This is a genomic window from Rhodococcus sp. 14-2470-1b, assembly GCF_002259415.1.
Classification (GTDB): domain Bacteria; phylum Actinomycetota; class Actinomycetes; order Mycobacteriales; family Mycobacteriaceae; genus Rhodococcoides.
In genome coordinates this window covers 1-23,248 of the sequence record NZ_NPFY01000038.1, presented here as the reverse complement: position 1 = coordinate 23,248, position 23,248 = coordinate 1, and the positions used below count along the sequence as shown (strand labels likewise).

The following is a 23,248-nucleotide window of genomic DNA, read 5'->3' as shown; positions in this document are numbered from 1 at the left end:
GGCTTCACTGTGGTGTACGCACACCGAGCCTGAGGGGTTCACCCGAACCGAAGTTCCCTCCGGCGATTGCTCCCGGAATGTCGGTGCACCGGAGGGCGACACAGTCGAGTTCACGCAAGCGGAGATCTGATCGATCGGTTCACCCCGGTCTCGTCGAGCGTCTCCACGCCACAGAAGCGGCCTGAACGGGTGCAGGGACCATCTTCGCGGCACGAACGGCCGACCTCACGGCGGCACTTCTGCCTCGACGAATTCGAGAAGCCGCTTCAACAGTGAATCCGCACGCTCTTCGACGTCGTCGAGCGTCGAATCGACGCCACCGAGTAGCTGGTGTGCGTCTCGGCGTGCCCGAGTCCCGTGTTCGTAGTAGCCGGGGTCGAGTAGCGAAGCCGAGGCGGGCTTGGGTACGAGATCTGTGCTCGGCTGCCGTGCCTGCACCGAATGGTGTCGGTGCACAGGTGCTCGTCCGTCCAGGTGCGCTCGAACGATGTCGGCGACCGCATGGGCGGTAAGTGCAGTCGCAGTCAGCGGGGTGTGACCCCACCGGTCGATTGCGGTCGACAGCGGCTGTCGACCGGCCGGATCGACGTACCGGTCGAATCCGCTGAGCCCGGTACCGCCCACGGCATCGAGAGCGTCGGCGAGCATTCGAGTGTTCGGGTACCGCGTGTGATGGCCCAGCACCTCCAACCAGCGCTGGAACACCGTCCGCGGCGAGATACCCGTCTCCATCAGTGCGAGAGGAGTGACGGTGCGAACGCCGCGGCCTGTGTCGATACGAAGGGCATCGATCCTCGGATCGGCGGTGACGTCGCAGGGCCGCAGGGCCGCGATCTGGGTGTACGGCAGACCGGTCGAGGCAAAGACCAGGACGAGGGCGTCTCGCCGCGCGAACAGTTCGGACGGCCAACCGGATTCGGGGAGGCGCGCGATGACGCCGCCGATCACGGCTGCCAGCTCGTGCAGGCGCGCCGTACGCGCCACGTCCAGCGCAGCCCGGACGACCTCCGCACGGCCCGGCTGGGGTAACAGGTGCCGGGAATGGGCGGCGTCGATCACCGCGATCCGGCGGCGCTGGGTCGTGGACGCCGCGGGGTGCGCCGAGAGGAACCGAGCAAGTGAATCCGGGGAGGCCGCCAGTGGTGTTTCGTCATGGGCGGTGCACCAGTCCTCGAACAGTGACCACGTGTGCCGATCCCGCTTCGGCACCGCCACGTTCGTGATATCCGCTGGTCGAATCGAACCGGTGCAGTCGTCGTGGTCAGCATCTACCCCGGTCGCCCTATCGGCGTTCACGGGTGAAGTCACACGCCCGGTCATAGACCGAGTTCGGTGACCGCGTTGCCGACCAGAGGGGCGTGCTCGCGGGCATATGTCTCGACCATTGCGGGTGTGGTGTGCCCGGTCTGGCGCATGATCGCATGTGCATCGGCACCGTTACGGAAGGCTTGGGTGACGAATCCTGCCCGCAGGGAATGGCCGCCGAGCTGCATGACAGTCTCGGGGTCGTACCCGGCGTGAGCTGCGCGGCGGCGGATCGCCGCATGGACCGCTGCCCCGGACAACACAGTGTCGGAGAGGTTGCCGTTCTTGCGGACAGACCGGAACAGCGGCGACCGTTTCTCGGCGGTCGGCAGGGTGCCGCGGCAGAGATGGGAGTCGAATTGTGCTGCGCGAGAAAGCAGTCGAATGACGGCGGCTCTGCCCCCGGTGTCGAACGCGGCGACGATCTGCAGCCATCGCACCCACGCGCAGACCGGGCAGGATTCGTGGCAGTCGGTGAACGGAAGCGCTTTCACCGTTCCGATGCCGGTTCCGTCCTGGTCGGTCTTCGATCTTCGGATCCGTACGTGCGCACCGTCGAGACGGTCGCGGCGCACATCGCGGCATTCCAGCGCTACGAGTTCGCTGCGTCGAAATGCGCCGGTGTATCCCATCAGCAGCAGCGCGGTGTCGCGGCGTTCGAGCACCTCCGACGCCCACCCCGCTGTAGTGCGTCGGGCGTGGTCGACGATCGTGGTGATGTCGGAGGTCAGCAGCGGTGCGCGCGGGTTGCGGGGCCGCTCCCCCGCCGACGCGTAGTCCCGCCGGATACCGGCGAGGGTGGCGCGCACCATCTCGTGCCCGCACGGGTTGTCGTGTCCGGTAGCGCGGTGGCGGTCGGCGATCGCCGCAATCCACTTGCCGAACGTCGCGGCCGCGTACGCCCGCGTCCCGTCGACGGTGAGCGTGTCGGCCGCGGCGACGAGGTAGGCCGCCACTGTCGCGGGATGCGCCGGCAACGCGTGGTGCCCGGCGACGGTGCACCAGGTCTCGAAGCGTCGCCACGCCGAGGTGTAGGCCCGGCGGGTACCGGTCGAGCGGGACGCGGCCATGGAACGCTCGATCCGAGCAGCAACCTCGGGCGGTAGGTCTGGAAACACCGCCGCGGCACCCGGCACGACAGCCGGGATCGTGGTCGGGCCGTCTACGAGCTGGCGATCTGTCATGGCTGGACTGTAGCGGGCCCTCCCGACAGACTTCTCAGGCCGAAAGCACGCTGAGCAGGCGTTTCCGCGGAGACGGTGCGGGAAGGAAAATTCTCGTCGGTCACCGCACAGATAACGTTGGTGACTATGACCCGGGCGCGAAAACGGGCTTCTCGGCTGTCGCCGCGTGTGCGCCGCGGACGACCCCGCTCCATCGGGCGATAGCTATGTCGGCGGATGGTGCAGCGGGATCCCGTGGTCGAGGAACAGTTGCACCGTCTCATCCAGCTCCGCTGCGGTGCGGCACCCCCAGCGCAGGAAGTTGTACAACGAACTGGCGGATGCGGGATCGACGCGCGCTGCCGCGATGGCGGCCTCGGCCGCAGCGTGCGCGTCAGCCCATAAATCGCGCTCGGGTGCGGGATAAGACGAGCGCGTCGGAGCTGTCCCGGGATCGACCGGCTCATACGGTCGTGGGCTCAGCAGAGATGCGTGCGCACCGCCGGCGTCGATCTCACCGCTCTCGACCATCGCAATGCCGATCGCTGCGGCCTCGAGGACTTTCGCCTGCTCGTCCCAGTGCAGGTCCTCGAACGGAACCCACGCGGTCCGGAGCGGGCGGGAACGACCGGCGGCCTTCCAGATCGCAACGAGTCTCGTCGCCCACCGTCCGGTGCGAACCAGTGGTGAGGACACTTCGTCGACGACGGTGCGCAGCAGTCGGAACCAGACTGCGGCATGTACCCGGCCTGGGCCGAGTTCCACCCATCCCGTCGTCAGGGCCTCGGTGCTGCGCCGATCGAGGTCCGTGACCGCCGAGGGAACCGGAACGGGCGAGACCCGTTCGTCCGAACCGAACCGGACCTGATCCCAGAAGATCGCATGACCAGGGAAAACAGAGCAGGGTTCGAGTCGACAACGGTGGTCGAGGCAGCTGCTCAGCACCGGATATTGCTGCAGCAGAGCCATGTTGATACCAGCAGTGGATTCGAGGCTGTCGACACATGCCGGGCATGCCCGACTACGCGGAGTGCTCGCCCACGGCAACCATGCCTCGCTCGTGGGTGTGCGACGTCGTCGATCCTCCCTCGCGAGGTCGGCCGGTAGCAGGATCGAGAACTGGTGGACGTAGGTGTCGAAGTCGCAGTCGGCGGGGTCGGTGCTGTCGAGCAACCACGGTGTCCACCCCGCCAACGTCATCATCCGCACCCTCTCTACCGGGACTGCGCCGCGACCGGCCAGCTCGATAAGTATCGGCTCCGGTGTGTAGCGGTCGAGATCCTCGACAGCACAATCGATATCGAGGTCTGCAAGCAGGTCAGAAGGCTTGATGTGCGGATACAGCTCGCATATCCGGGCCACCCAGGACGAGAGGGCCTCACCTGGCAGTGGCTGCGGATGCAGCGGCCACGGGCGAACGTACGCATCACCGGGCATCGGTGCGAGCCGCGCGTTCACGCGAGGTGGCGCTCGAACTGGCGGCGCCGCTCGGTGGGACCGAGGTACAGAGTGCGCGTGAGCACCGATGAGGTGATCGCTTCCTCTCCGCTGTCGACGGCGGTCACTGCTGCGGCAGTGAGCAGCGTTGTCAGTTCACCGATGGTGCCCTCGGAGCGAGTGAGGAGGTAGTCGGTCATCTCCGGTGATGTCAGGTGCGAGGGTTTACGGAGGGGGAAGCTCGTGGTGAAGCTGGCCAGCAGTGATCTGGTGTCGGCAGTGTTGGTACAGACCGGCAAAGTCATGGGGTGGAATCGGTTCTCCAGCTGGGGATCGGTCCGGATGGCGAGGTAGGCGTCGCGGGTTCCGACAGCGACAAGAGGAATGCGTAGTTCGTTGCCCAGGAATCGCAGCACGTTCAAGAATTCGCGGCGGACGTTGTCGCGGCCGGCGAGAACATTGTGGAGCTCGTCGATGATCAACATCTTCACGCCGGTGGCGCGGAGCAGCATCAATGCTTGCTGTTCGAGTTCGTGGACCCGATTGCGGGGCCTGGTCGGTGTTCCCAACGCTGTGAGCAGTGCGAGGTAGAACCGGCCGGGTGACGGGTCCGGGGGCATCTGCATGCACAACACCGGTATCTGCTCGCGGTCGGACAAGCTGATCGGCGGATGAGTGCGCCGGAACTTTTCGATGATCATCGACTTGCCGTTGTTCGTCGGACCGAGCAACAGTAGGTTCGGCATACGCTGTCGGTCCGGCCACGACAGCAACGTCTCCAGATGGTCGATGACCGTACGGGCCTGCGGATACCCGTCCATCTCTCCGACCGGATCAACCGGATCCGCTCCGCGTCGTCGAGTGCGGTGAGCGGTCGAACCGACTCCCGCAGGTGCCCCAAATCCTCGCTGGACGACTCGGTGGGTTCGTTGCTGCTTCCTTTCGATGCGGTCATCGGCTCACCATTCCTCGATGTCGCTGAAGACCGGCGTTGCGGTGCCGCCGTCCGTTTCAGGCTCCACCGGCGGGTGGATCGCCGGGATCGGTGCAGACGCGGCGCCGGTGAGATGCGTGCGGCGGGCACGGTTGCGCCGGGCTTTGCGGGTGGCTTTCTGCGAGCGGTCGGTGACCTCACGCATCTGCTCGATCATCGAAAACAGTGCGCTCTCATCAACGTTCGACCGACCTTGTTCGCGGAGACGGGCGATAGCAGCTCTGTGCTCCCACAGTGTCACCGCGGGATGTGACATCGTCCGGTACGGCACCTCGACATAGCCTGCACCGTCTGGTTCGAGGACCCAGATTCTGCTCAGATCGCGTGGGTCACGTCTTATCACGAACCGCCCCAACTCCTCTCGCCGCGCAACCCACGGTTTGAGCGCGTTCGAGAAGTAGTGCACGTGATCGAGAACGAAGCCCGTGCGCGTCAGACGTCGCCGGATGACGGGAAGAAAGTCCACCAGGAACGCGGTCTCGCCGAGCACCACACGATGGGCATGACCAGCTGCGGCGACACCGCCGGCCCACACGGCGGCCGGAGTGTTCCCGATCCCTGAATGCACGCTCGCGTGATACGAGGCTATCGCCAGAACCAGCCAGCGCTCCAACTCGCGCAATGTCAACGCGGCGTGCTTGTCCGAGTCGTAATTTCCTCGGTCCGCGGGGTTCGAAAAAGTGGTCCCGGGTAGCTCGTGCACAGCCGTCATCGCCGTTCCGAGAATGCGTTCGACGATCCCGCCGTAATGCGGCCGGCCCGGTGGACGGTATTCGAGGGTGATCGCGTGCTGGGCGCATCCGCGGCGTAACGCTTCGCTTTTGAACTCGGCGGCATTGTCGAGGTATAACCGCTTCGGCTTGCCTGCCATCGGCCATTGCACCTGTTCGGCCAGCTCGCATGCTTCGAGCCACGTCTGCTTCTCGCTGCACACCCGGCCCAGGCACAACCCAGCAGATACGGCTGACGGTGCCTCCAGAGTGACGACGAACCCGAGGACGGTACGGCTGAAGACATCGATGGCGATCGTCAAGTAGGGGCGACCTATCGTTTGACGCTCGTACTCGTCGACGATCATCACATCGACGACGGTGTGGTCGATCTGGACCTGATCGAGAATCCCCGCAACCGCCGGTGGAACGTCGCCGGCGGACTGACGCGGCCGGGCGGCATCGGGTCCCCCGCGTGACCTGGCCACCGACGCCGGATGGAGGCCGGCGATACGCGCGGTGACGGTGTTCCTGGCCGGCACAGGCAGACCCGCACGGTGACAGGCCAATGCGATACGTCTATGCAGCGCAGCGACACTGAGCTTCTGACGGTGAAGAAAGTATCGAGTCAGATGGTCGGCGATCACTTCCTCGACCTCAGCGGATACTCGGCTGCGGCCACGCCCACCCGACGAGACCTTCGTCAGAAGATCGGTGACCGTCCCCGTCCCGTTCCTGAGCCTGCCGACCAACGTGTAGACCTGCCGCCTGGACAGTCCCAAGCGCTGCGCTGCAGCGTCGACCGCTTCCGAACGCACCGGATGCATCTCCAGCAAGGGAGCCAGGACAGCGAAACGGGTCTCGGCCTGGGACCACCGCTCCCCCGACGCTGTCAGCACACCGGTCTCCACGACGTCGAGCTTGTCGGGGTCCATCACAAGCCTCCCTGTCACCGAGAGCCGAACATGCGACCGTGCACCGCACTTTTGACATCAGAATGTCAGAAGACACGTGCACTCACCCTCGTAACGCCTGCAATGAGTGCAGCCGTCTTCTGAAACTGACAGATTGTCAGATTCAGAAGTGAGCTGCACTGGTTCAGAAGTCGAGTGCACAGCTCCTTAACTGGGGCGGCGTTTCCCAGAGATTCGGCCTCTGCCCGACAGCGGAGGGCGGGCGATCCCCTGGTTCGCCATTACCCCTGGGGGGTATCTCTGCTACCGTCAAGGGCATGCAATTGGCAGTCAGACGTGGTCGACGGGGCACGGCCTCGGTGACCGGTCTGCTAATTGCACTGACGGTGTTCGGTGTCCTGTTGATGCATTCGGTGACACCGATGTCGATGTCCGTAACCGGCTCGATGTCGTTGAACGGCGGCCGTGCCTCGATGGCGACGCCGCTTCATATGTCCGAAACTATGTCGGTTCCGGTGATGGCCGGGGAGCACGACTGCCCGACGGCCCACCAAATGATGCACCCTTGTGTGGGCACGACGGTGTCGTCGCCCGCGCTGACGGTCCCGGCGTTGAGCGCAGCCATCGATCCAGTACCGACGCTACTCAACCGGACCGTCGGATGCACCGATTCCACGCTCGAACGTGCACCGCCGTGGACGTTGTGGGAGTTGGACAGATCGGTGACCTTGCGAGTGTGACAGGGAGCCCGGTAGACGCGCGTCGACCGGCGGACCGAAACACGTCACACACCCCTGATTGTCCACTCTTGCAAGGAGATTCCACATGCGTACCAAAGTCATGGCTTCACTCGCTGCCGCCGCCGCCAGCGCGTTCCTCGTCGTCGGCTGTAGCAACGACTCGACCGAGTCGTCGATGGACGGGCACTCCATGGGCTCGATGTCCTCCGCACCGATGTCCTCGGCCCAAGCAAGCGCGTCCGCAGAGTTCAACGATGCCGACGTGATGTTCGCGCAGATGATGTATCCGCACCACGCCCAAGCAGTCGAGATGGCCGACATGGCGAACGGCCGCACCGACAACCCGGACGTGCTGTCGCTGGCATCGGCGATCGCCGGCGCACAGCAGCCCGAGATGGACCAGATGACCACCTGGCTCACCGAGTGGGGTAAGCCCGCGCCCTCGGCTGACATGAGTCAGATGGGCGGGATGGACCACAGCTCCGACAGCGGCATGATGACCGCTCAGGACATGGACGCGTTGATGGCAGCGTCGGGACCCGAATTCGACCGCCAGTGGTTGACGATGATGATCGCCCACCACACCGGTGCCATCGAGATGGCGAACACCGAAATCGCAGACGGTTCCAACCCTGACGCCCTGGAGATGGCCCGCACCATCGTCGCCACCCAGCAGCAGGAAATCGAGACCATGCAGCGGCTGCTCGGCTGACCTGGTCCGCTATACACAACGATGGCCGCATCCTCTCCGGCGGAGAGGGTGCGGCCATCAGCGCTTCGCAGTCGTCAGGGCTGCGTTTCCGGTACGAGATCAGCTCTCACAGTGACGGTGTGCGCTGCGACGGAGAATTGGAACTCCCCTCGTTCACCGCTCCGGTGATGGTGTCGGGCGTGAGGTCGAGTCGCCGAAGCAGCTGCGCGTTCGCGGCGACGATGATCGTCGACAGCGACATCAGGATCGCGCCGATCGACATGGGCAGCACGAACCCGACCGGCGCGAGCACTCCTGCCGCGAGCGGAACTGAGATGAGGTTGTATCCCGCTGCCCACCAGAGGTTTTGCTTCATCTTCCGGTACGAGGCCCGCGAGAGTTCGATCACCGACAACACCGACCTCGGGTCGTCGCTGGCGAGGATCACTCCGGCCGACGCGATAGCAACGTCGGTACCCGCGCCGATAGCGATACCGACATCGGCCTGCGCCAGAGCCGGTGCGTCGTTGACTCCGTCACCGACCATCGCCACCGTGCGCCCTTCCTGTTGAAGTTCAGCAACGTTGTGGGACTTGTCTTCCGGTTTCACCCCCGCGAAGTAGCGGTCCACACCGAGCTCGGTCGCGACGGACTGCGCGACGGCATCGGCATCACCGGTGATCATCACCACCGCGATACCCCGAGCGTGGAGCGCATCGACTGCCGTGCGGGATTCGGGCCGGATCTCGTCGGCGAGCGCGAGGGCACCGATCACGGCCCCGTCGGCGAGGACGTGCAGGATGATCGCCCCGTCGCCCCGCCACCGGTCGGCGACAGCAAGTTCGGATCCGCGCTCCTGCTCGAGCAGCGCGGGCCCGCCGACCTGCACGCGGGTGCCGTCGACGTCCGCAGAGACCCCGACGGCGGGAGACGACTGGAAGTCTGCTGCAGCCGGGACGGTCAGGTTCCGCGCGCGTGCGGCCGCAACGATGGCGCGAGCCAGGGGATGTTCTGAGTCGGCTTCTGCGGCAGCGGCCAGCGCGAGGACGTTGTCGGCGGTGCGCCCGTCTGTCACCTCGATTGCGGTGACGGTGGGTTCACCCTTGGTGAGGGTCCCGGTCTTGTCGAAGAGCACGGTGTCCACCGTGCGCATGGTTTCGAGTGCGAGCCGGTCCTTGACCAGGACACCGCCGCGGGCGGCGCGTTCGGTGGCGATGGAGACCACCAGCGGAATCGCCAGTCCGAGTGCGTGCGGGCAGGCGATGACCAACACGGTGATGGTGCGGATGACGGCGTCGTCGGGCATCCCGACCAGAGTCCACACAGCGGCGGTGATGATCGCGGCACCGAGAGCGAACCAGAACAGCCAACCGGCGGCCGTGTCGGCGATGCGCTGAGCGCGCGAGGTCGAGTTCTGGGCGTCGGCGACCAAGCGGCCGATGCCGGCGAGGGCGGTGTCCTCCCCTACTGCGGTGACCTGGACGCGCAGACCGGAGTCGGTGGCTACCGTGCCGGCGACGACGTGGTCGCCGTCGCTGCGGCGGACGGTGCGTGATTCGCCGGTGATCATCGATTCGTCCATGCTCGCCGATCCGGAGACGATGGTGCCGTCCGCCGGTACTCGGCCGCCGGGGCGGACGACAACGACATCACCGAGCTCCAGCTCGGCCGGGGACACCGGCACCACATCGTCGCCGTCGACGCGTTCGGCGACATCCGGGAGCAACGCCGCCAACGAGTCCAGAGCGGAGGTGGTCTGCGCGAGGGATCTCATCTCGATCCAGTGCCCGAGCAACATGATCACGATCAGCAGCGCCAGTTCCCACCAGAAGTCGAGCTGATGATCGAGCAGGCCCAGGCTCGCTCCCATCGACGCGACGAATGCGACGGTGATCGCGAGGGCGATGAGCAGCATCATTCCCGGTGCACGTGAACGGATTTCACTCACCGCGCCGGTGAGGAACGGGGAACCGCCCCAGGCATACATCACGGTGCCCAGCACCGGGGAGACCCAGGCGATCCACGCTGCGTCGGGCAGCGAGTATCCGAGGAGCATCGCGAACATGTTCGAGGCAACGATCACCGGAACGGCGAGGACCAGCATGACCCAGAACAGGCGACGGAACATGCCGACGTGATCGCCGTGACCGGCATGGCCACCGTGCCCGGTATGGCCTTCGTGTTCAGTCTGCTCGCCGTGTCCGGTGTGGGCTGCGCTGTGTCCAGACGGGTCGTGGCCCGACTGTGTGCCCGCTGTCTCGGCCACGCCGACATCGGCATGTGTGTGGTTGTTCATCGCGGTAAATCCTTCTCTCCGCCGAGTTCAGCGGCTACGCGGTGCGTGAATCTGCGGGTTGCGGTTCGGCTGTGTAGCCGGCATCGCGAACGGCAGCGACGACCTGGGCGTGGTCGGGCTCGTCGGCGCTCGTCACCGTCAGCGTCCCCGCCGACGCCGATGCTTCGACCGTGTCGACCCCGGCCACAGCACCGACTTCTTCCCGGACCGACGCCTCGCAGTGTCCGCAGGTCATGCCGGTGACTCGGTAATTCGTGGTGATCATGAGGTACTCCTTCATCCTGAATAATACCCCCAGGGGGTACCTAGCGACGACTCGGACCATACCCCCTCCCCGTATTGCTTGGAAGGGGGACAGCATTCAACGATCTGACGGCGAGGGCTATCGCGGATCTCGACGATCGCGACTGGGACGTTCCGATGCTCGCGGACGTATTGGAGTCAGTGGACCGGCCTACCGGCGGCGCTTGATCGACCCCCATCGGCTGGCTCACTGCGAGCGTGGTCGATTGTTTGCAGGGCGGTGAGGACGATTGCACCGCCTGCTCGGCGATTTCGGCGGGTAGTGGTGGTCCACCGACGGTTCTATCCGTATGACGGCGAGTATGACAATTGGGCACTGACAGAGCTGTTCTGTTGCAACAGTTTCGGGTCGCGCCGTACTTCGTCCTGGCTTCAGAGATAGAGCAGGTGTGGTGGTGCGGTGCCGTCGAAGCGCTCGAGGACGCCGTTGGGCTCAGAGCGTGTGACTTAGATCCACAGAATCCTGCAAAAATTGAGGCAGGAGTGCTCGACTCTCGCTGCCGCAGTGGCACTGTGGCCCGTTGGTGTGGAAGAAAGGTACGCGGCCTCTCCCCCGCTGACTGCTGAAGGGCGGCGAGGTGTCGGTAGAGGGTGACTCTGCCGACACCGAGGACTGATGCGATCCCGGTTTTGGTGCAGTCAGACCACGGTCAGATAGATCAGTGCAATGTTGAGTGCGACGACGATTCCCGCGATGAGCCATGCCGCGTATGCCGTGATCCGGTGATTGACATCGCCGCCCATCAGGATGCGGTCCGAGGTGAACCGCACCAAGGGAATCAACGCGAATGGGATACCGAACGACAGCACGACCTGCGAGACGACCAGTGCCCGACTGGGGTCGACTCCTGCTGCCAGAATTGCCAGTGCGGGAACAAGTGTCACCAGTCGTCGCACCAGAATCGGAATGCGCTTACGTAGTAGCCCGTCCATGATCATCGCCCCCGCGTACGCCCCGACCGATGTCGATGCAAGGCCCGAGGCCAGCAGGCCCACCGCGAACAGCAGTGCTACCACCGGCCCCAGAGTGTCACCCACTGCTGCGTGAGCTCCGTCGATGGAATCGACGCCCTCGCGGCCCCCCAGCGTCGAGGCCGCCAACAGCAGCATCGACATGTTCACTGCCCCGGCCAGCAGCATCGCCAACCCGACATCGATCCGGGTGATCCGCAACAACCGCTGACGGACGGGCCCTGCCTCGGGGTGTCCGTGCCTGTCACGTGCTAGACCGGAGTGCAGGTACACCGCGTGCGGCATGATCGTCGCACCGAGCATCGCGGCGGCGATCAACACACTTTCCGCGCCGTCGAACCGCGGAATGAGACCGGCGGCGGCCTCGGTGAACGATGGCGGTTCCACGACGACGCTGGCAAGAAATCCGACGGCGATGACACCGAGTAGCCCGAGAATCACGAACTCGAAGGGCCGTTGGCCCCGGCGATCCTGGACCATCAGCAAGATCATCGATACGGCCCCGGTGATGAGGCCGCCGATCAGGAGCGGCAGGTCGAAGAGCAGGTAGAGGGCGATCGCACCGCCGACGATTTCGGCGAGGTCGGTCGCCATGGCGACCACCTCTGCTTGCCCCCAATATGCCAGTCGCACAGTCCTGCTCGACTTCTCGCGGACTACTTCGGGCAGTGTCATTCCGGTGACGATGCCGAGTTTGGCGGAGAGGAACTGGACGAGACCGGCCATCACGTTCGCGGCAACGATCACCCAGACCAGCAGGTATCCGAACTGCGCACCGGCGCTGACGTTGGAGGCGACGTTGCCGGGGTCGACGTAGGCGATCGCTGCGACGAAAGCGGGTCCGAGCAGAACGAGGCCCGACCGAAACCTCGAGGGCGGCCGAGACGATCGGCGCTGCAGCACAGACATGACCACACCCTCCGGCACCAACAGTATGTCAGGACCCTGAAAATATAGTTCGGCTACCCGAACAATGCAATGCGGCGGGGTGGTTTGGCGACATCTCGATCAGATGGGCAGGACCACTGCACTGACGAATTCGTTGCGGATCCAGGCGATGAACAACCCCCACACTCCGGTCAGCAGCGCGATGCCGACGGCGATCATGATGACACCGCCCGCGATCTTGATCTTCTGTGAGTTCCTTCGAAGCCACCCCACACCTCGCATCGCCGAACTCGAGCCGAACGCGAGGACGACGAACGGTAGGCCGAGTCCCATGCAGTACGCGACGATGAGAGTGACCCCGCGGGCTGCGGTTGCACCTTCGGTTCCTGCCGCGACAGACAGAACGCCGGCGAGGGTGGGGCCCAGACACGGTGTCCAGCCGAGCGCGAACACACCGCCGAGCAGCGGCGCTCCGGCGAGGGACGAGATCTGCTGAGGTGCGTATCGGGTGTCGCGTTGCAGAACGGGTATCAATCCGATGAACGCTGCACCCATGATGATCGTGATGACGCCGCCGACTCGTTGAAGTACTTGCTCGTTGATGCGCAAGGTGCCGATGACTCCGAAGATCGAGGCTGTGGCGAGGACGAAGACGATCGTGAATCCGGCGACGAACAACGACGCTGCGCCGGCCACACGCCAGCGATTCGCCAGCTCCGGCGACGACGTGTCGGTGGTCGAGGTGCCGGTGGTCGAGGTGCGGGGCGATCGGGTATCGGCTGATTGGGCGTCGGCACCGGCGATTCCTGCCAGGTAGGACAGGTATCCCGGCACCAGCGGCACCACGCACGGGGAGGCGAACGAGACCAGCCCGGCGAGCATGCATGCCGCGATCGCGAGCAGTAGGGGCCCGCTCGATGCCGCGTTCTGGAAGGCCGACCCGATGTCTTGGGCGAGAAGAGTCGTCATTCCGCGGCTATCCGTTCGACGACGGGAAGGAGGTCGTCGGTGAGCAGGGCGCGCATGAAGACCGCGGCCACGCGGTGTGAACGGTCGAGTACCAGCGTCGAGGGGATCACGCTGGTCGGGTAGTTTCCGCCGAGGGCGATCAGGGTCCGCATCGAGGGGTCGTAGATCGAGGGGTAGGAGACGTCGTTGTCGACGACGAAGTCCTGCGCTTTGTCCTTCTGTGGATCTCTGACGTTGAGGCCGAGGAATTGCACGCCACGCTCGCGGGTGGTCTCGTAGACCTCTTCGAGGTCGTCGGCTTCGCCGCGGCAGGGGCCGCACCACTGGCCCCAGAGATTGATCACGACGACCTTGCCGTCGTAGTCCGACAGAGCGGTCGTCTTGCCTTCCTCCATCAGATCGGGGCCGGCGAGTTCGCCTATGGTTCCGCGTGTTTCGGGGGGATCGTAGACGATGTCGGTTCGACCGCCGGGGGCGACGAAGTCGAAGCTGCCTCCCGGGGGCGCAGCCTGTGCGCCGTCGGAGCATCCGGAGATCAGTAGTACGAGGGCAAGAATCGATCCAATTGCCGCGGTGGGCGTGCTGCCCTGACGGCGCGCACCGACCCACACTGGTGGGAAGCGTGTCATGAGGTGAAATCCTTTACTGCAGTGCGGATCTGGTCTGCCGTCTCGAACACCGTCGGGTCGGTGACGCGCTCGACCGTTCCGTCCGGGCGGAGGAGAAAGCTCAGGGGAAGGACCGGCGGTGCCGAGAGCGCGTCCAGGACGCTGCCGCCGTCGATGTAGTTCGGATAGCGGACGCCCAGTTGCGTGAGCAGCGCGGCCGCGTCCGCGGGCCGGTCCTCGACGTCGATTCCGATGACTGGGATCGCGTCGGGTTCTGCGGTGTAGGCATCGAGTACGGGCATCTCGGTGCGGCACGGGCCGCACCAGGATGCCCACAGGTTGATCAGCGTCACCTCGCTTCCGAGAACGTCGGCGAGATCGACATCGTCGGCGCTGCCGATGCAGCGCGCTATCACTCCTGCCAGCGGACCGCCTTCGCGCGGTACCGGCGGCGGACACAGCGGTAGCGCTGTTGCTCGTGCCGCGTCATCCGGCGGGCGGGACAGTGTGGGTTCGGGTCCGACCGGCGCGACATTGTTGGCGATGGCCTCGGACGGGCCGCCCTCGACGCCACCGGAGCGGGGCCACAGTGCAACGATCGATGCAACGACAACGACGAGCATGACGATCGACCAGCCGCGCGTCATCGCCGTGACCTTCTTTCTCGAGAGAGCGGCAGAGGGGCGAACGGTACGTCGCGGATCATAGGAGCGTGGACCAGTACGACCAGAAACGCTGCGCGATCAGGGCGATGAGGACGAGAAACCACACGGTCAGTGGAATCGAGTGATTGCGAATCAGCGAGTCAAGCCATGGCCGAAACCATTGCCCAAGAGCGGATTTCGACCTGGCGCGGTCGAGGTTGCGCAGCGTGACGTACCAGAAGATCGGTACGGTGACCGCCCACACCGCCATGCAGTACGGGCACAGGGCACCGATCTCGTACAGGCTCTGCGCGATCAGCCAGTGCACGAAGACTGCGGCAGCAGTGACACCGACCTGCAGTGCACCCCAGAACCACTGCGCGAACACCGCACCGGCGAGAAGGGCGGCACCCACTGCCGCCACGACGGCGAAGCCTGCGATCCCGAGAAGGGAATTGGGAAATCCGAACGCAGACGCCTGCGGGGTGTCCATCACCGATCCGCAGTTGAGTACCGGGTTGATGCTGCAGGTCGGGGCGTAGGCGGGATCGAGCGCCAGAGCGAACTTCTCTACTGTGAGCACGAACGCGGCGGTCAGGCCGATCAGGCCGCCCACCAGTAGCAGCCAGGGCAGGCCCCGGGCGAACGGTCCGCTGCGTCGGGTGAGAGCGGCTGCGGGGTCAGCCGAGTGCAGCGTCGAGGGCATCGGCGAGGTCTCCGTAGGTGGTGGGTTCGATCTTGGTGCCGTTGAGGAAGAACGTCGGGGTGCCCTGCACGCCGAGCGCGATCCCGTCCGCGACGTCGGCCTCGATGCGCGCGAGCGTCGCAGGGTCGGTGTAGGCGGCATCGAAGGCGCTCATGTCGAGCCCTTGCTCGACGGCGAAGCTGCGGAACAACTCGTCCTGCGGAACCTGCTGTTCGCCCCACTGCGCCTGCGTTTCGTACATGCGCTGATACATCGCCTCGAATCCGCCCTGCTGGGCCGCGGCCTCGACTGCGCGTGCGGCTCGTTCGGCATTGAAGTGGGAGGCGATCGGAAAGTAGCGGGCCACGAAGCTCACCCGGTCGCCGTACTCTTCACGCAATTGCTCGATCGCCGGGTAGGCCGATCGGCAGGCCTCGCACTCGAAGTCGAGGAACTCCACGAACGTGACCCGGCCGTCGGGCACCGAGTTCAACCGATGACTGTTCTCGCGCACCGCAATCGAGGCAGGGTCGGTCGCGGCCTGCTCGGCGGCGGCAGCATCCGGAGACCCCGATCGATCCACCACCAGAAATACAGCCAACGCGGCGGCGAACACGATCACCAGGGACAAGGAAATCTTCAACGCTCGGCTCATACAACTACCTTCTCGATTCGTTCGGACTGATCAATGGGCCCGATATGGGCGTTTCGACCCGCTATGACACTAACAATCGTGCGAACGTTGACTAATGGTCCTTCCCTAACGATCGCATGATTGTTAGATTGTGCCCATGGCCTTGGAACCTCTGGACTCGTGCGATCTGTTGTGTATGGACCTCCCTCACGCCGAGAGGGTGCGCGCTACTCTGCCCGCGCTCGGCGATATCGAACCGGTCGCCGACGCTGCCCGAGCATTCGGCGACCCCACCCGACTGACCATCGCGCTCGCGTTGAACGCCGGCGGGCAGATGTGTGGCTGCGACATCGCGTGGATCGTGGGACAGAGCCAGAAGCTGGTCTCCCACCATCTCCGCAAACTCAAAGCCGCGGACGCCGTCACATCGAACAGAGACGGAAAGTTGGTCATGTATGCGCTCACCGACCGCGGCACCCGACTGCTCGCGACACTGACCGAGGTACTGCCCACCACCTCGATCGTCGCTGAAGTCACCGGGGTCGATCATGGCTGACGCGTGCTGCGGACCTACCCCGGCAGCGCCGACCACCGAATCCACTGCTGACGGTGCGGGCACGGGAGGTCCAGCTCCAACCGATGCACTCCCGAGGTTGTGGCAGGTCCGCGAGCTGCAACTCGCCTCGGCCGCCGCGATCATCCTGGGCGCATCGTGGTTGCTCGGTCGAACGGGTGCCGATGCGGTTGCGACCGTCGGCGCTCTGATCGCTGCCGCGATCGCCGCCGTCACCTTCGTTCCCGCGACGGTGAGAAATCTGCGACACGGACGCATCGGTGTCGGCACGCTGATGACGATCGCGCTGCTCGGTGCCATCGCATTGGGCCAGATCCCCGAGGCCGCGATGCTCGGTATCTTGTTCTCCGTCGCCGAGGGGCTCGAGGAATACGCGGTCACCAAGACCCGCCGCGGACTGCGCGCACTCCTGTCCTTGGTGCCGCCGACGGTATCTGTCCTGCGCGGTGGAACCGAGCAGGCCCTGTCCCCCGACGATGTCGTGATCGGGGACATCATGGTGCTGCGGCCGGGTGAGCGAGCTGCCACGGACGGCACCATCGCTCGCGGTTCGACGAATCTGGACGTGTCTGCGATCACCGGCGAGTCCGTGCCCATCGAAGCCGGTGTCGGTGACGAGGTGCATGCCGGTGCCATCAACGGCGGCGGGGCCATCGAGGTCACCGTCACCGCGCCGGCATCGGAGAGTTCGCTTGCTCGCATCGTCCGCATCGTCGAACAGGCCCAGGACCGCAAAGGGGCCGGCCAACGGCTGGCGGACCGTATCGCACGTCCGCTCGTGCCCTCGATCATGATTCTCGCCGTACTCGTCGCCGGCGTCGGTGCGGTGCTCGGTGACCCCATGTTGTGGCTCGAACGCGCACTGGTGGTCCTGGTCGCGGCATCACCGTGCGCGTTGGCCATCTCGGTGCCGCTGTCGGTGGTGGCGGCGATCGGGGCTGCGAGTCGCAACGGGGCATTGATCAAAGGCGGTGCAGCAGTGGAAGAGCTGGGCCGCATTCGCGTCGTCGCCTTGGACAAGACCGGCACCCTCACCGCAGGACGACCGGAGGTCGTCGACGTCGTCACCGCTGCGGGAATCAGCCGCGACGCCGCGCTGGCCGTTGCTGCTGCGCTCGAAGCGCGCAGCGAGCATCCACTCGCCCGCGCCGTACTGGCCTCCGTATCGACCGTCGCGGCCGCCGATGATGTCACTGCCATCGCCGGGCACGGCCTGACCGGCACCCTCGACGGTGCCGCGATCAGGCTCGGGAAACCGAGCTGGTTCGACACACACCCCAGCTCCGAGGTGTTCCGCGCCGACGTCGCTCGTCTGCAGAGCGGCGGTGCCACAGTCGTTCTCGTCGAACGCGCCGGAGTTCTGATCGCTGCGATCGCCGTCCGCGACGAACTGCGGCCCGAGGCCGCCGAGGCTGTCCGCCAACTCACCGCGCTCGGTATCGACACTGCGATGCTCACCGGCGACAATGCGCTCACTGCGCAGGCTCTGGCGACCCAGGCGGGCATCACCGCCGTCCACGCCGAACTACTGCCCGAGGACAAAGCGGCCCTGCTGACCGACATCGCGGCCGGACGCAAGATTGCCATGGTCGGCGACGGCATCAACGACGCTCCCGCCTTGGCGACCGCAGATGTCGGTATCGCCATGGGCGCCATGGGAACCGACGTTGCCATCGAGACCGCCGATGTTGCCCTCATGGGGGAAGACCTCCGGCATCTACCGCAGGTGCTGGCCCACGCTCGACGCGCCCGGCGCATCATGATCGAGAACATCGCCTTGTCGATCGCCATCATCGGCGTGCTCGTCCCACTGGCTGCCACCGGTGTCCTCGGTTTGGCGACTGTGGTGCTCGTCCACGAACTCGCCGAAGTCCTGGTCATAGCCAATGCGATTCGCGCTGCCCGCACCACACCGTTGGACGGGTTCGTGCCCCCGCCCGCGGCGTCCGGTGCCCTCAACGTCACGATCGCACCCGCAGCGGCCTTCGAGGATGCCTGCTGCGCTCCGGCTCCGACGCCGAGGAACACCGCACCTCTCGCATCTGGGAACCTACTGGCCTCCACCACCGCAACGTCACCGTCGGCGATCGGAGCAGACGATGGCAGCTCCGTGTGCTCGGATGGATGTACCTGCTGCACATCGACCCCCGCGTACGGCGAACTCTTCCGCGGACAGAGGTAGAGACCTGCGGGCGGTGATCGGACTGCACGCAGGCTCTACGGGATCGACATGACCGCAGCAGCACGGGCATCGACAACAGAGGTGCGCTGGTACCACCTCGAACGAGCACACATCCTCTCGCAGCCCTGTTGACGGTTGCATGCTCGCAACCACGCCGCGATGTTGAAAGCTGCGGCGGTAGAACATGATCGGCGCGAATCCTGGGGCCAGTTGATTCGGATCGTGGTCGCTGCTCCAGGATCGTGGTCGGGGCGATACCCGGCCGGTAACACCGGCCGGGTCGAGGCGGGACTGATGTCGCCGATGCCCATTCCGCAGGACCTTGCGGACGCGCTGGAGGGCACGTAGCGGGAGTCATCAGTTCAGGCCTGCGTAGGAGTGCAGGCCGGAGACGACCATGTTGATGATGAACAGGTTGAACAGCATCGCTACGAATCCGGCGATGTTGATCCATGCTGCGCGGGTGTTGCGCCATCCGCTGGTGGCGCGGGCGTGTAGGTAGGAGGCGTAGACGATCCAGGTGATGAAGGAGACCGTTTCTTTCGGGTCCCAGCCCCAGAATCGGCCCCATGCGGCTTCGGCCCAAATGGCACCGAGGATGACGCCGACGCCGAAGAGTGGAAATGCGAAGATCGTGGTCTTGTACGCCACGATGTCCAGTGTCTGCGCGGAGGGCAGACGGGCGACGATTCGGCTCATTCTGCTCCCCGAGGCCTCGGGATGCTTCATGCGGATCAGGAACAGCGCGCTTGCAACCCCGGAGATCAAGAACACCCCGCTGCCGAGCGAGACGATGGAGACGTGCACCGGCAGCCAGTACGACTGCAGTGCCGGTACCACCGGTGCTGCGTTGGCGTACAGCACGGTGCCGGCGACGAACAGGAGGATCAATGTCGGTACCAGGACGAACAACCACAGGGTGCGCAGTTGCTTGGAGCGCAGCACCACCAGTGCAGCCAGTACACCGGCCGCGCAGGTGACCGAGACGAATTCGTACATGTTGCCCCACGGCGGCCTGCTGGCGGCGATCCCGCGAAGAACGATCGACCCGACATGCAACGTCAGCGCCACCATCACCAGCCCGAGGCCTGTGCGCCCCAGGCGTTCGGACGGAACCCGCCGGGGTGCGTCGGGAATGCGACCGGGTGTCGTCGACGTCGCGGCGATTATTCGCGTGCGCAGTCGCTCCGTGTTGTGCAGTGTCGCCGCACGGGTCGTCGCGAGCTGGCCGAGGAACGCCATCGCGGCGAGGAGATAGACCACGAACGCGGTCTCGAAGCTGATGTCGCTCCAGCGGGCGAGGGTGTCGTCGATCGGCATGGCGCTACACCGTTTCTCTGTCGTGGGTCTCGGAGTCGCTCGAAGTTGCCTGCGGCCAGATCTGTGACCGGAGGGTCTCGAATTCGGGTCCCCAGCCGGCGTGATCGGTGCGAGCCAGTCCGCCCATGTCCACGCCCGCGCGGCCGTGTTCGGCAGGGTGGATCCGAAACCAGACACGACGGCGGGTGATCACCAGGGAGATCAGTAGTCCGGTCATCATCGTGACCGCGAACACGAGCACCCACCGCTGCGCGGGGTCGTATCCGACCTGGAGGTTCGCGAATTCCTTGGCCCCGTCGAACCGGACGACGGTGCCGTCGGTGAGGGTTGTCGATTCTCCGGGCCGCAGGTTGACTCGGTCCTGCTTGACCAGCCGTCCCTGGTTGATCATCTCCTGGTCCAGGGAGAAGATCGACTGCGGGATGCCGGTGTCGAGACCGGTGTCGCCTTTGTAGATGTCCACTGCCACAGCGGGATCGACCAGTTCCGGGAAGCGGGAGGAGAGCAGGTTTCCGTTGAATTGCGCGGTGGGCGCGAAGAGTCCTTCGATGGCGATCTGCCCTCGGCGGCGTTCGTCGGCGGTGGCGTAGGTCCCCCCGGGTGGGTCGAATCGCAGCGCGCCGCTGCTGAGGAACGTGGTGGCGTCGTCGGGGCGGAACTGCAGGGCTTCGGTGCGGGTCTGGCCGTCGGGGAAGGTGACGGTGAATTCGGGGGCGTAGCCGTGTCCGGTGAGGTAGATGCGTTCGTCGCCGAGCCGGAGGGGTTCGTTGACTTTGAGTTGATAGTCGCGCCAGGTGTCGGCGGCGATGTCGTCGGCGCTCTGGTAGGAGATGTTCGAGGTGAACATCTCGGCCTGACCGTTCTCGAGGTAGTCGGCGGTGAAGTCCTTGACCCGGATACAGAACGGCTCGAGGCCGGTGCCGTCGGTGCTGTTGCCGGCGCGGAAGGAGTCGTAGACGGCGGGAGAGGTGTTGCAGAAACCGGGTCCGTTGTCGGCGATGACGATGACCGAGCCTTCGTAGCCGAACAGTTTGCCGATGGCGATAGCGGCGAGCAGGCCGATCAGCGAGAAGTGGAAGAGCAGGTTTCCGGCCTCGCGGGTGTAGCCCTTCTCGGCCGAGAGGGTCAGTGCCCCATCGGGCTCGGGCCGCACGACGGTACGCCACCCTTTCAAGTGCGGCGCGATGTCGGCGATCACCTTCTCGGGGTCGCCGGCGAGGGTGCCCGAATGATGCAACGGTAGTCGAGTGAGATTTCGGGGTACTCGAACAGGTTGTGCGCGAAGAGCTTTGCCGTGCTCGATCAACCGGGGAGTCAGACAGCCGATCAGCGACACGAACAACAGGACGTAGATCGCGGTGAACCAGGAACTCGCGAACACGTCGAACATTTCCAGCGTGTCCATCACCGGCCCGAGAACCGGACGCGCGGCAATGAAGGAATCGACGGCCTGGGTGTTGAGATTGCGCTGCGGCAGCAAAGCGCCGGGGACAGCTGCGGCGGCGAGGAGGAACAGCAGCACCAGCGCTGTGCGCATCGACGTCAGTTGTCGCCACCGGTTGCGCAGCATCGCCACTGTTCCGCGCACCAGTCCCGGCGAGCGCACACTGGGGTGTTCGTCGATTGTCATCTCCTCGCACTCTTCACTGGCCCGCCCATCGAATACTACGCACCATAGTAGTTGGCGGGTACGGTGCAGATCTGCGCGACCGACGAGTTATCGAAATGCCAAGTGCAGCAATGGTACCGGTGGTGACAGCCCATTCCGAAGCGCTGCCGACGATGGTCGCCGGGGTGAGGGTGGTGCTCAGTGCCACCTCGGCGACGACAGCTGCGGGAGTGAAGAGCTCCGTGCGCTCGACGACCTCCCCGCGCGCGCCGATGACGGCGCTCACGCCACTGGTGGCGGAGACGACGACGCTGCGCCCGTGTTCGACCGCACGTACCCGCGACATGGCGAGTTGTTGATAGGTCATGTTCGTCCGACCAAAGGTGGCGTTGTTGGTCGGCACTGCGATCAGCTCGGCGCCGGCGCGAACGGAGTCGGTGAGCAATGCGTCGAAGGCGACCTCGTAGCAGGTGGCCACCGCGACGGGCACTCCGGCGAGGTCGAGGACACCGTTGCCCTGTCCCGGGGTGAAGTTTCCTGCCTGCGCGGCATACGGGGACAGGGCGGTGACGATCGTGCGCATCGGCAGGTACTCCCCGAACGGCACCAGCTGACGTTTGTCGTGCATCTGCCCGGGCCCGGTGACGGGATCCCACACGATCGAGGTGTTTGTGGTGGTGCCGTCGTCTCGTCGCAGTACCGCGCCGACCAGAACGGGGACTCCGACGGCGCGGGCTGCGGCGTCGATACGTGCAGCGGCATCGGGGTTGCGCAGTGGATCGATGTCGGAGGAGTTCTCCGGCCAGATGACCAGATCAGGTGCGCTCACGCGGCCGGAGTCGATGTCGGCGGCGAGCTCGATGGTGCGCTGAACGTGGTTGTCGAGAACCGCGCGTCGTTGGGCGTTGAAGTCGAGACCGAGACGCGGGACGTTGCCCTGCACGAAGGCGACGGTGACCGTGTTCTGCGGCGGTGGAGCGAACAGTGGAGCCACCACCGTGAGCGCCCCCACAGCAGTGGCCGCACCGACGAACGACGCTGCTGCAGTTCTGCGGGTGATGCGATCGGAGGCAACAGCACCGGCCAGGGCGGACCCGATCAGCACCACGACGAACGACAACCCCGGCGCGCCGATCACCGCAGCCAGAGGCAGCAGCGGCCCGTCGGATTGGCCGAATGCGATGCGGCCCCAAGGGAAGCCGCCGAACGGGATCCGAGATCGTGCCGCTTCCATCGCCACCCATGCACTCGCCACCCAGACCGGCCCCCACGCCAGTCGGGACATCCGATCCGCTACTGCGCCGAACAGCGCCACGAAGAGGGCTTGGACGACGGCCAGGGCCAGCCACGGCACCGATCCGACGTACTCCCCCACCCACGGCAGCAGAGGCACGAAGAACGCCGAGCCGGCGACGAAGCCGTAGCCGGCCCCCGCACGCGCCCCTCGCCCGCGGACCGCCAACAGCAGCATTGCAAGTGCTACCGGAGCGAGAAACCACAGATCGACGGGAGGGAACGTGGCGTACATCGCCAGCCCCGAAGTTGCCGCTGCGGTCAGACGTGCCCAGGTTCGGGGCCCTTCACCTCGACTTGTCCGATACAGCCGCCAC

The 23,248-nt window shown here is 65.4% G+C and carries 19 protein-coding genes and 2 pseudogenes; 5 read left to right on the top strand and 16 right to left on the bottom strand.

All coding sequences use genetic code 11. The features are described 5' to 3' along the window. Positions 1-225: 225 nt before the first annotated feature. From CH293_RS26090 to CH293_RS26070, 5 genes and pseudogenes are all read right to left on the bottom strand, one after another. The gene (locus tag CH293_RS26090; protein ID WP_052059180.1) at positions 226-1,215 is read right to left on the bottom strand and encodes a hypothetical protein; all 990 of its coding nucleotides are present in this window, start codon (positions 1,213-1,215) and stop codon (positions 226-228) included. 101 nt (positions 1,216-1,316) lie between these two features. Then, positions 1,317-2,489, bottom strand: a complete 1,173-nt coding sequence (locus CH293_RS26085) for a site-specific integrase (protein WP_027494235.1) — start codon at positions 2,487-2,489, stop codon at positions 1,317-1,319. Positions 2,490-2,693: 204 nt separating this feature from the next. Beyond that, positions 2,694-3,926, bottom strand: a complete 1,233-nt coding sequence (locus tag CH293_RS26080; protein ID WP_176456963.1) for a TniQ family protein — start codon at positions 3,924-3,926, stop codon at positions 2,694-2,696. After that, positions 3,923-4,860, bottom strand: a pseudogene (locus CH293_RS26075) (TniB family NTP-binding protein). Before CH293_RS26075 ends, CH293_RS26080 begins: the two are co-directional and overlap by 4 nt. Before the next feature lie 4 nt (positions 4,861-4,864). Then, on the bottom strand, positions 4,865-6,544 hold the full coding sequence (locus tag CH293_RS26070) for a Mu transposase C-terminal domain-containing protein (RefSeq protein WP_032386874.1): 1,680 nt from the start codon (positions 6,542-6,544) through the stop codon (positions 4,865-4,867). A 296-nt stretch (positions 6,545-6,840) separates the two neighbouring features. Here CH293_RS26070 and CH293_RS26065 point away from each other — a divergent pair, with 296 nt between their 5' ends. Together CH293_RS26065 and CH293_RS26060 are read left to right on the top strand one after the other, a co-directional pair. Next, on the top strand, positions 6,841-7,263 hold the full coding sequence (locus tag CH293_RS26065) for a hypothetical protein (protein ID WP_032370903.1): 423 nt from the start codon (positions 6,841-6,843) through the stop codon (positions 7,261-7,263). An 85-nt stretch (positions 7,264-7,348) separates the two neighbouring features. Further along, positions 7,349-7,975, top strand: coding sequence for a DUF305 domain-containing protein (locus tag CH293_RS26060; RefSeq protein ID WP_032370902.1), 627 nt, complete (start codon positions 7,349-7,351; stop codon positions 7,973-7,975). A gap of 106 nt (positions 7,976-8,081) precedes the next feature. On the opposite strand, the gene CH293_RS26055 is transcribed toward CH293_RS26060, so the two are convergent. The 8 genes from CH293_RS26055 to CH293_RS26020 all read right to left on the bottom strand — a co-directional run bounded on the left by CH293_RS26055 (position 8,082) and on the right by CH293_RS26020 (position 15,974). Next, positions 8,082-10,250 carry a heavy metal translocating P-type ATPase gene (locus tag CH293_RS26055; RefSeq protein ID WP_094622984.1) on the bottom strand — a complete coding sequence of 723 codons (2,169 nt, stop codon included), beginning with the start codon at positions 10,248-10,250 and terminating at the stop codon, positions 8,082-8,084. Between the two features lie 34 nt (positions 10,251-10,284). Then, the gene (locus CH293_RS26050; RefSeq protein ID WP_032364250.1) at positions 10,285-10,515 is read right to left on the bottom strand and encodes a heavy-metal-associated domain-containing protein; all 231 of its coding nucleotides are present in this window, start codon (positions 10,513-10,515) and stop codon (positions 10,285-10,287) included. A gap of 677 nt (positions 10,516-11,192) precedes the next feature. Further along, positions 11,193-12,434, bottom strand: a complete 1,242-nt coding sequence (locus tag CH293_RS26045) for an Nramp family divalent metal transporter (RefSeq protein ID WP_032371006.1) — start codon at positions 12,432-12,434, stop codon at positions 11,193-11,195. Between the two features lie 99 nt (positions 12,435-12,533). Then, entirely contained in the window at positions 12,534-13,382 is an 849-nt protein-coding gene (locus CH293_RS26040; protein WP_032370900.1) for a cytochrome c biogenesis CcdA family protein, read from the bottom strand. Beyond that, on the bottom strand, positions 13,379-14,011 hold the full coding sequence (locus CH293_RS26035; protein ID WP_080729299.1) for a TlpA disulfide reductase family protein: 633 nt from the start codon (positions 14,009-14,011) through the stop codon (positions 13,379-13,381). Before CH293_RS26035 ends, CH293_RS26040 begins: the two co-directional genes overlap by 4 nt. After that, a complete protein-coding gene (locus CH293_RS26030; protein WP_094721875.1) occupies positions 14,008-14,637 on the bottom strand; it encodes a TlpA disulfide reductase family protein in 630 nt (209 codons plus the stop codon). The genes CH293_RS26035 and CH293_RS26030 overlap by 4 nt, the downstream gene beginning before the upstream one ends. Before the next feature lie 55 nt (positions 14,638-14,692). Continuing rightward, positions 14,693-15,340, bottom strand: a complete 648-nt coding sequence (locus tag CH293_RS26025; RefSeq protein WP_094721874.1) for a vitamin K epoxide reductase family protein — start codon at positions 15,338-15,340, stop codon at positions 14,693-14,695. Then, the gene (locus CH293_RS26020; protein ID WP_032370897.1) at positions 15,315-15,974 is read right to left on the bottom strand and encodes a thioredoxin domain-containing protein; all 660 of its coding nucleotides are present in this window, start codon (positions 15,972-15,974) and stop codon (positions 15,315-15,317) included. The genes CH293_RS26025 and CH293_RS26020 overlap by 26 nt, the downstream gene beginning before the upstream one ends. A gap of 136 nt (positions 15,975-16,110) precedes the next feature. Here CH293_RS26020 and CH293_RS26015 point away from each other — a divergent pair, with 136 nt between their 5' ends. The 3 genes and pseudogenes from CH293_RS26015 to CH293_RS26005 all read left to right on the top strand — a co-directional run bounded on the left by CH293_RS26015 (position 16,111) and on the right by CH293_RS26005 (position 19,057). Then, on the top strand, positions 16,111-16,509 hold the full coding sequence (locus CH293_RS26015) for a metalloregulator ArsR/SmtB family transcription factor (RefSeq protein ID WP_032370896.1): 399 nt from the start codon (positions 16,111-16,113) through the stop codon (positions 16,507-16,509). Next, complete coding sequence (locus CH293_RS26010) at positions 16,502-18,709, top strand: cation-translocating P-type ATPase (RefSeq protein WP_032370895.1); 2,208 nt, start codon at positions 16,502-16,504, stop codon at positions 18,707-18,709. Before CH293_RS26015 ends, CH293_RS26010 begins: the two co-directional genes overlap by 8 nt. A gap of 48 nt (positions 18,710-18,757) precedes the next feature. Next, a pseudogene (locus CH293_RS26005) lies at positions 18,758-19,057 on the top strand (DUF3703 domain-containing protein). 9 nt (positions 19,058-19,066) lie between these two features. Here CH293_RS26005 and ccsB read toward each other — a convergent pair. From ccsB to lnt, 3 genes are read right to left on the bottom strand one after another with little or no spacing between them, the layout of a single operon-like run. After that, the gene (gene ccsB, locus CH293_RS26000) at positions 19,067-20,029 is read right to left on the bottom strand and encodes a c-type cytochrome biogenesis protein CcsB (protein WP_032370894.1); all 963 of its coding nucleotides are present in this window, start codon (positions 20,027-20,029) and stop codon (positions 19,067-19,069) included. Between the two features lie 4 nt (positions 20,030-20,033). Continuing rightward, positions 20,034-21,659, bottom strand: coding sequence for a cytochrome c biogenesis protein ResB (locus CH293_RS25995; protein ID WP_176460131.1), 1,626 nt, complete (start codon positions 21,657-21,659; stop codon positions 20,034-20,036). A gap of 13 nt (positions 21,660-21,672) precedes the next feature. Next, positions 21,673-23,166 carry an apolipoprotein N-acyltransferase gene (gene lnt / locus CH293_RS25990; protein ID WP_094721873.1) on the bottom strand — a complete coding sequence of 498 codons (1,494 nt, stop codon included), beginning with the start codon at positions 23,164-23,166 and terminating at the stop codon, positions 21,673-21,675. Positions 23,167-23,248 lie beyond the last annotated feature (82 nt).

Coding starts and splice junctions, on each gene's coding strand:
- CH293_RS26085 (WP_027494235.1), bottom strand. CDS start 2,489: ATGACAGATCGCCAGCTCGTAGACGGCCCGACCACGATCCCGGCTGTC.
- CH293_RS26070 (WP_032386874.1), bottom strand. CDS start 6,544: ATGGACCCCGACAAGCTCGACGTCGTGGAGACCGGTGTGCTGACAGCG.
- CH293_RS26065 (WP_032370903.1), top strand. CDS start 6,841: ATGCAATTGGCAGTCAGACGTGGTCGACGGGGCACGGCCTCGGTGACC.
- CH293_RS26060 (WP_032370902.1), top strand. CDS start 7,349: ATGCGTACCAAAGTCATGGCTTCACTCGCTGCCGCCGCCGCCAGCGCG.
- CH293_RS26055 (WP_094622984.1), bottom strand. CDS start 10,250: ATGAACAACCACACACATGCCGATGTCGGCGTGGCCGAGACAGCGGGC.
- CH293_RS26050 (WP_032364250.1), bottom strand. CDS start 10,515: ATGATCACCACGAATTACCGAGTCACCGGCATGACCTGCGGACACTGC.
- CH293_RS26045 (WP_032371006.1), bottom strand. CDS start 12,434: ATGTCTGTGCTGCAGCGCCGATCGTCTCGGCCGCCCTCGAGGTTTCGG.
- CH293_RS26040 (WP_032370900.1), bottom strand. CDS start 13,382: ATGACGACTCTTCTCGCCCAAGACATCGGGTCGGCCTTCCAGAACGCG.
- CH293_RS26035 (WP_080729299.1), bottom strand. CDS start 14,011: ATGACACGCTTCCCACCAGTGTGGGTCGGTGCGCGCCGTCAGGGCAGC.
- CH293_RS26030 (WP_094721875.1), bottom strand. CDS start 14,637: ATGACGCGCGGCTGGTCGATCGTCATGCTCGTCGTTGTCGTTGCATCG.
- CH293_RS26025 (WP_094721874.1), bottom strand. CDS start 15,340: ATGCCCTCGACGCTGCACTCGGCTGACCCCGCAGCCGCTCTCACCCGA.
- CH293_RS26020 (WP_032370897.1), bottom strand. CDS start 15,974: ATGAGCCGAGCGTTGAAGATTTCCTTGTCCCTGGTGATCGTGTTCGCC.
- CH293_RS26015 (WP_032370896.1), top strand. CDS start 16,111: ATGGCCTTGGAACCTCTGGACTCGTGCGATCTGTTGTGTATGGACCTC.
- CH293_RS26010 (WP_032370895.1), top strand. CDS start 16,502: ATGGCTGACGCGTGCTGCGGACCTACCCCGGCAGCGCCGACCACCGAA.
- ccsB (WP_032370894.1), bottom strand. CDS start 20,029: ATGCCGATCGACGACACCCTCGCCCGCTGGAGCGACATCAGCTTCGAG.
- CH293_RS25995 (WP_176460131.1), bottom strand. CDS start 21,659: ATGACAATCGACGAACACCCCAGTGTGCGCTCGCCGGGACTGGTGCGC.
- lnt (WP_094721873.1), bottom strand. CDS start 23,166: ATGTACGCCACGTTCCCTCCCGTCGATCTGTGGTTTCTCGCTCCGGTA.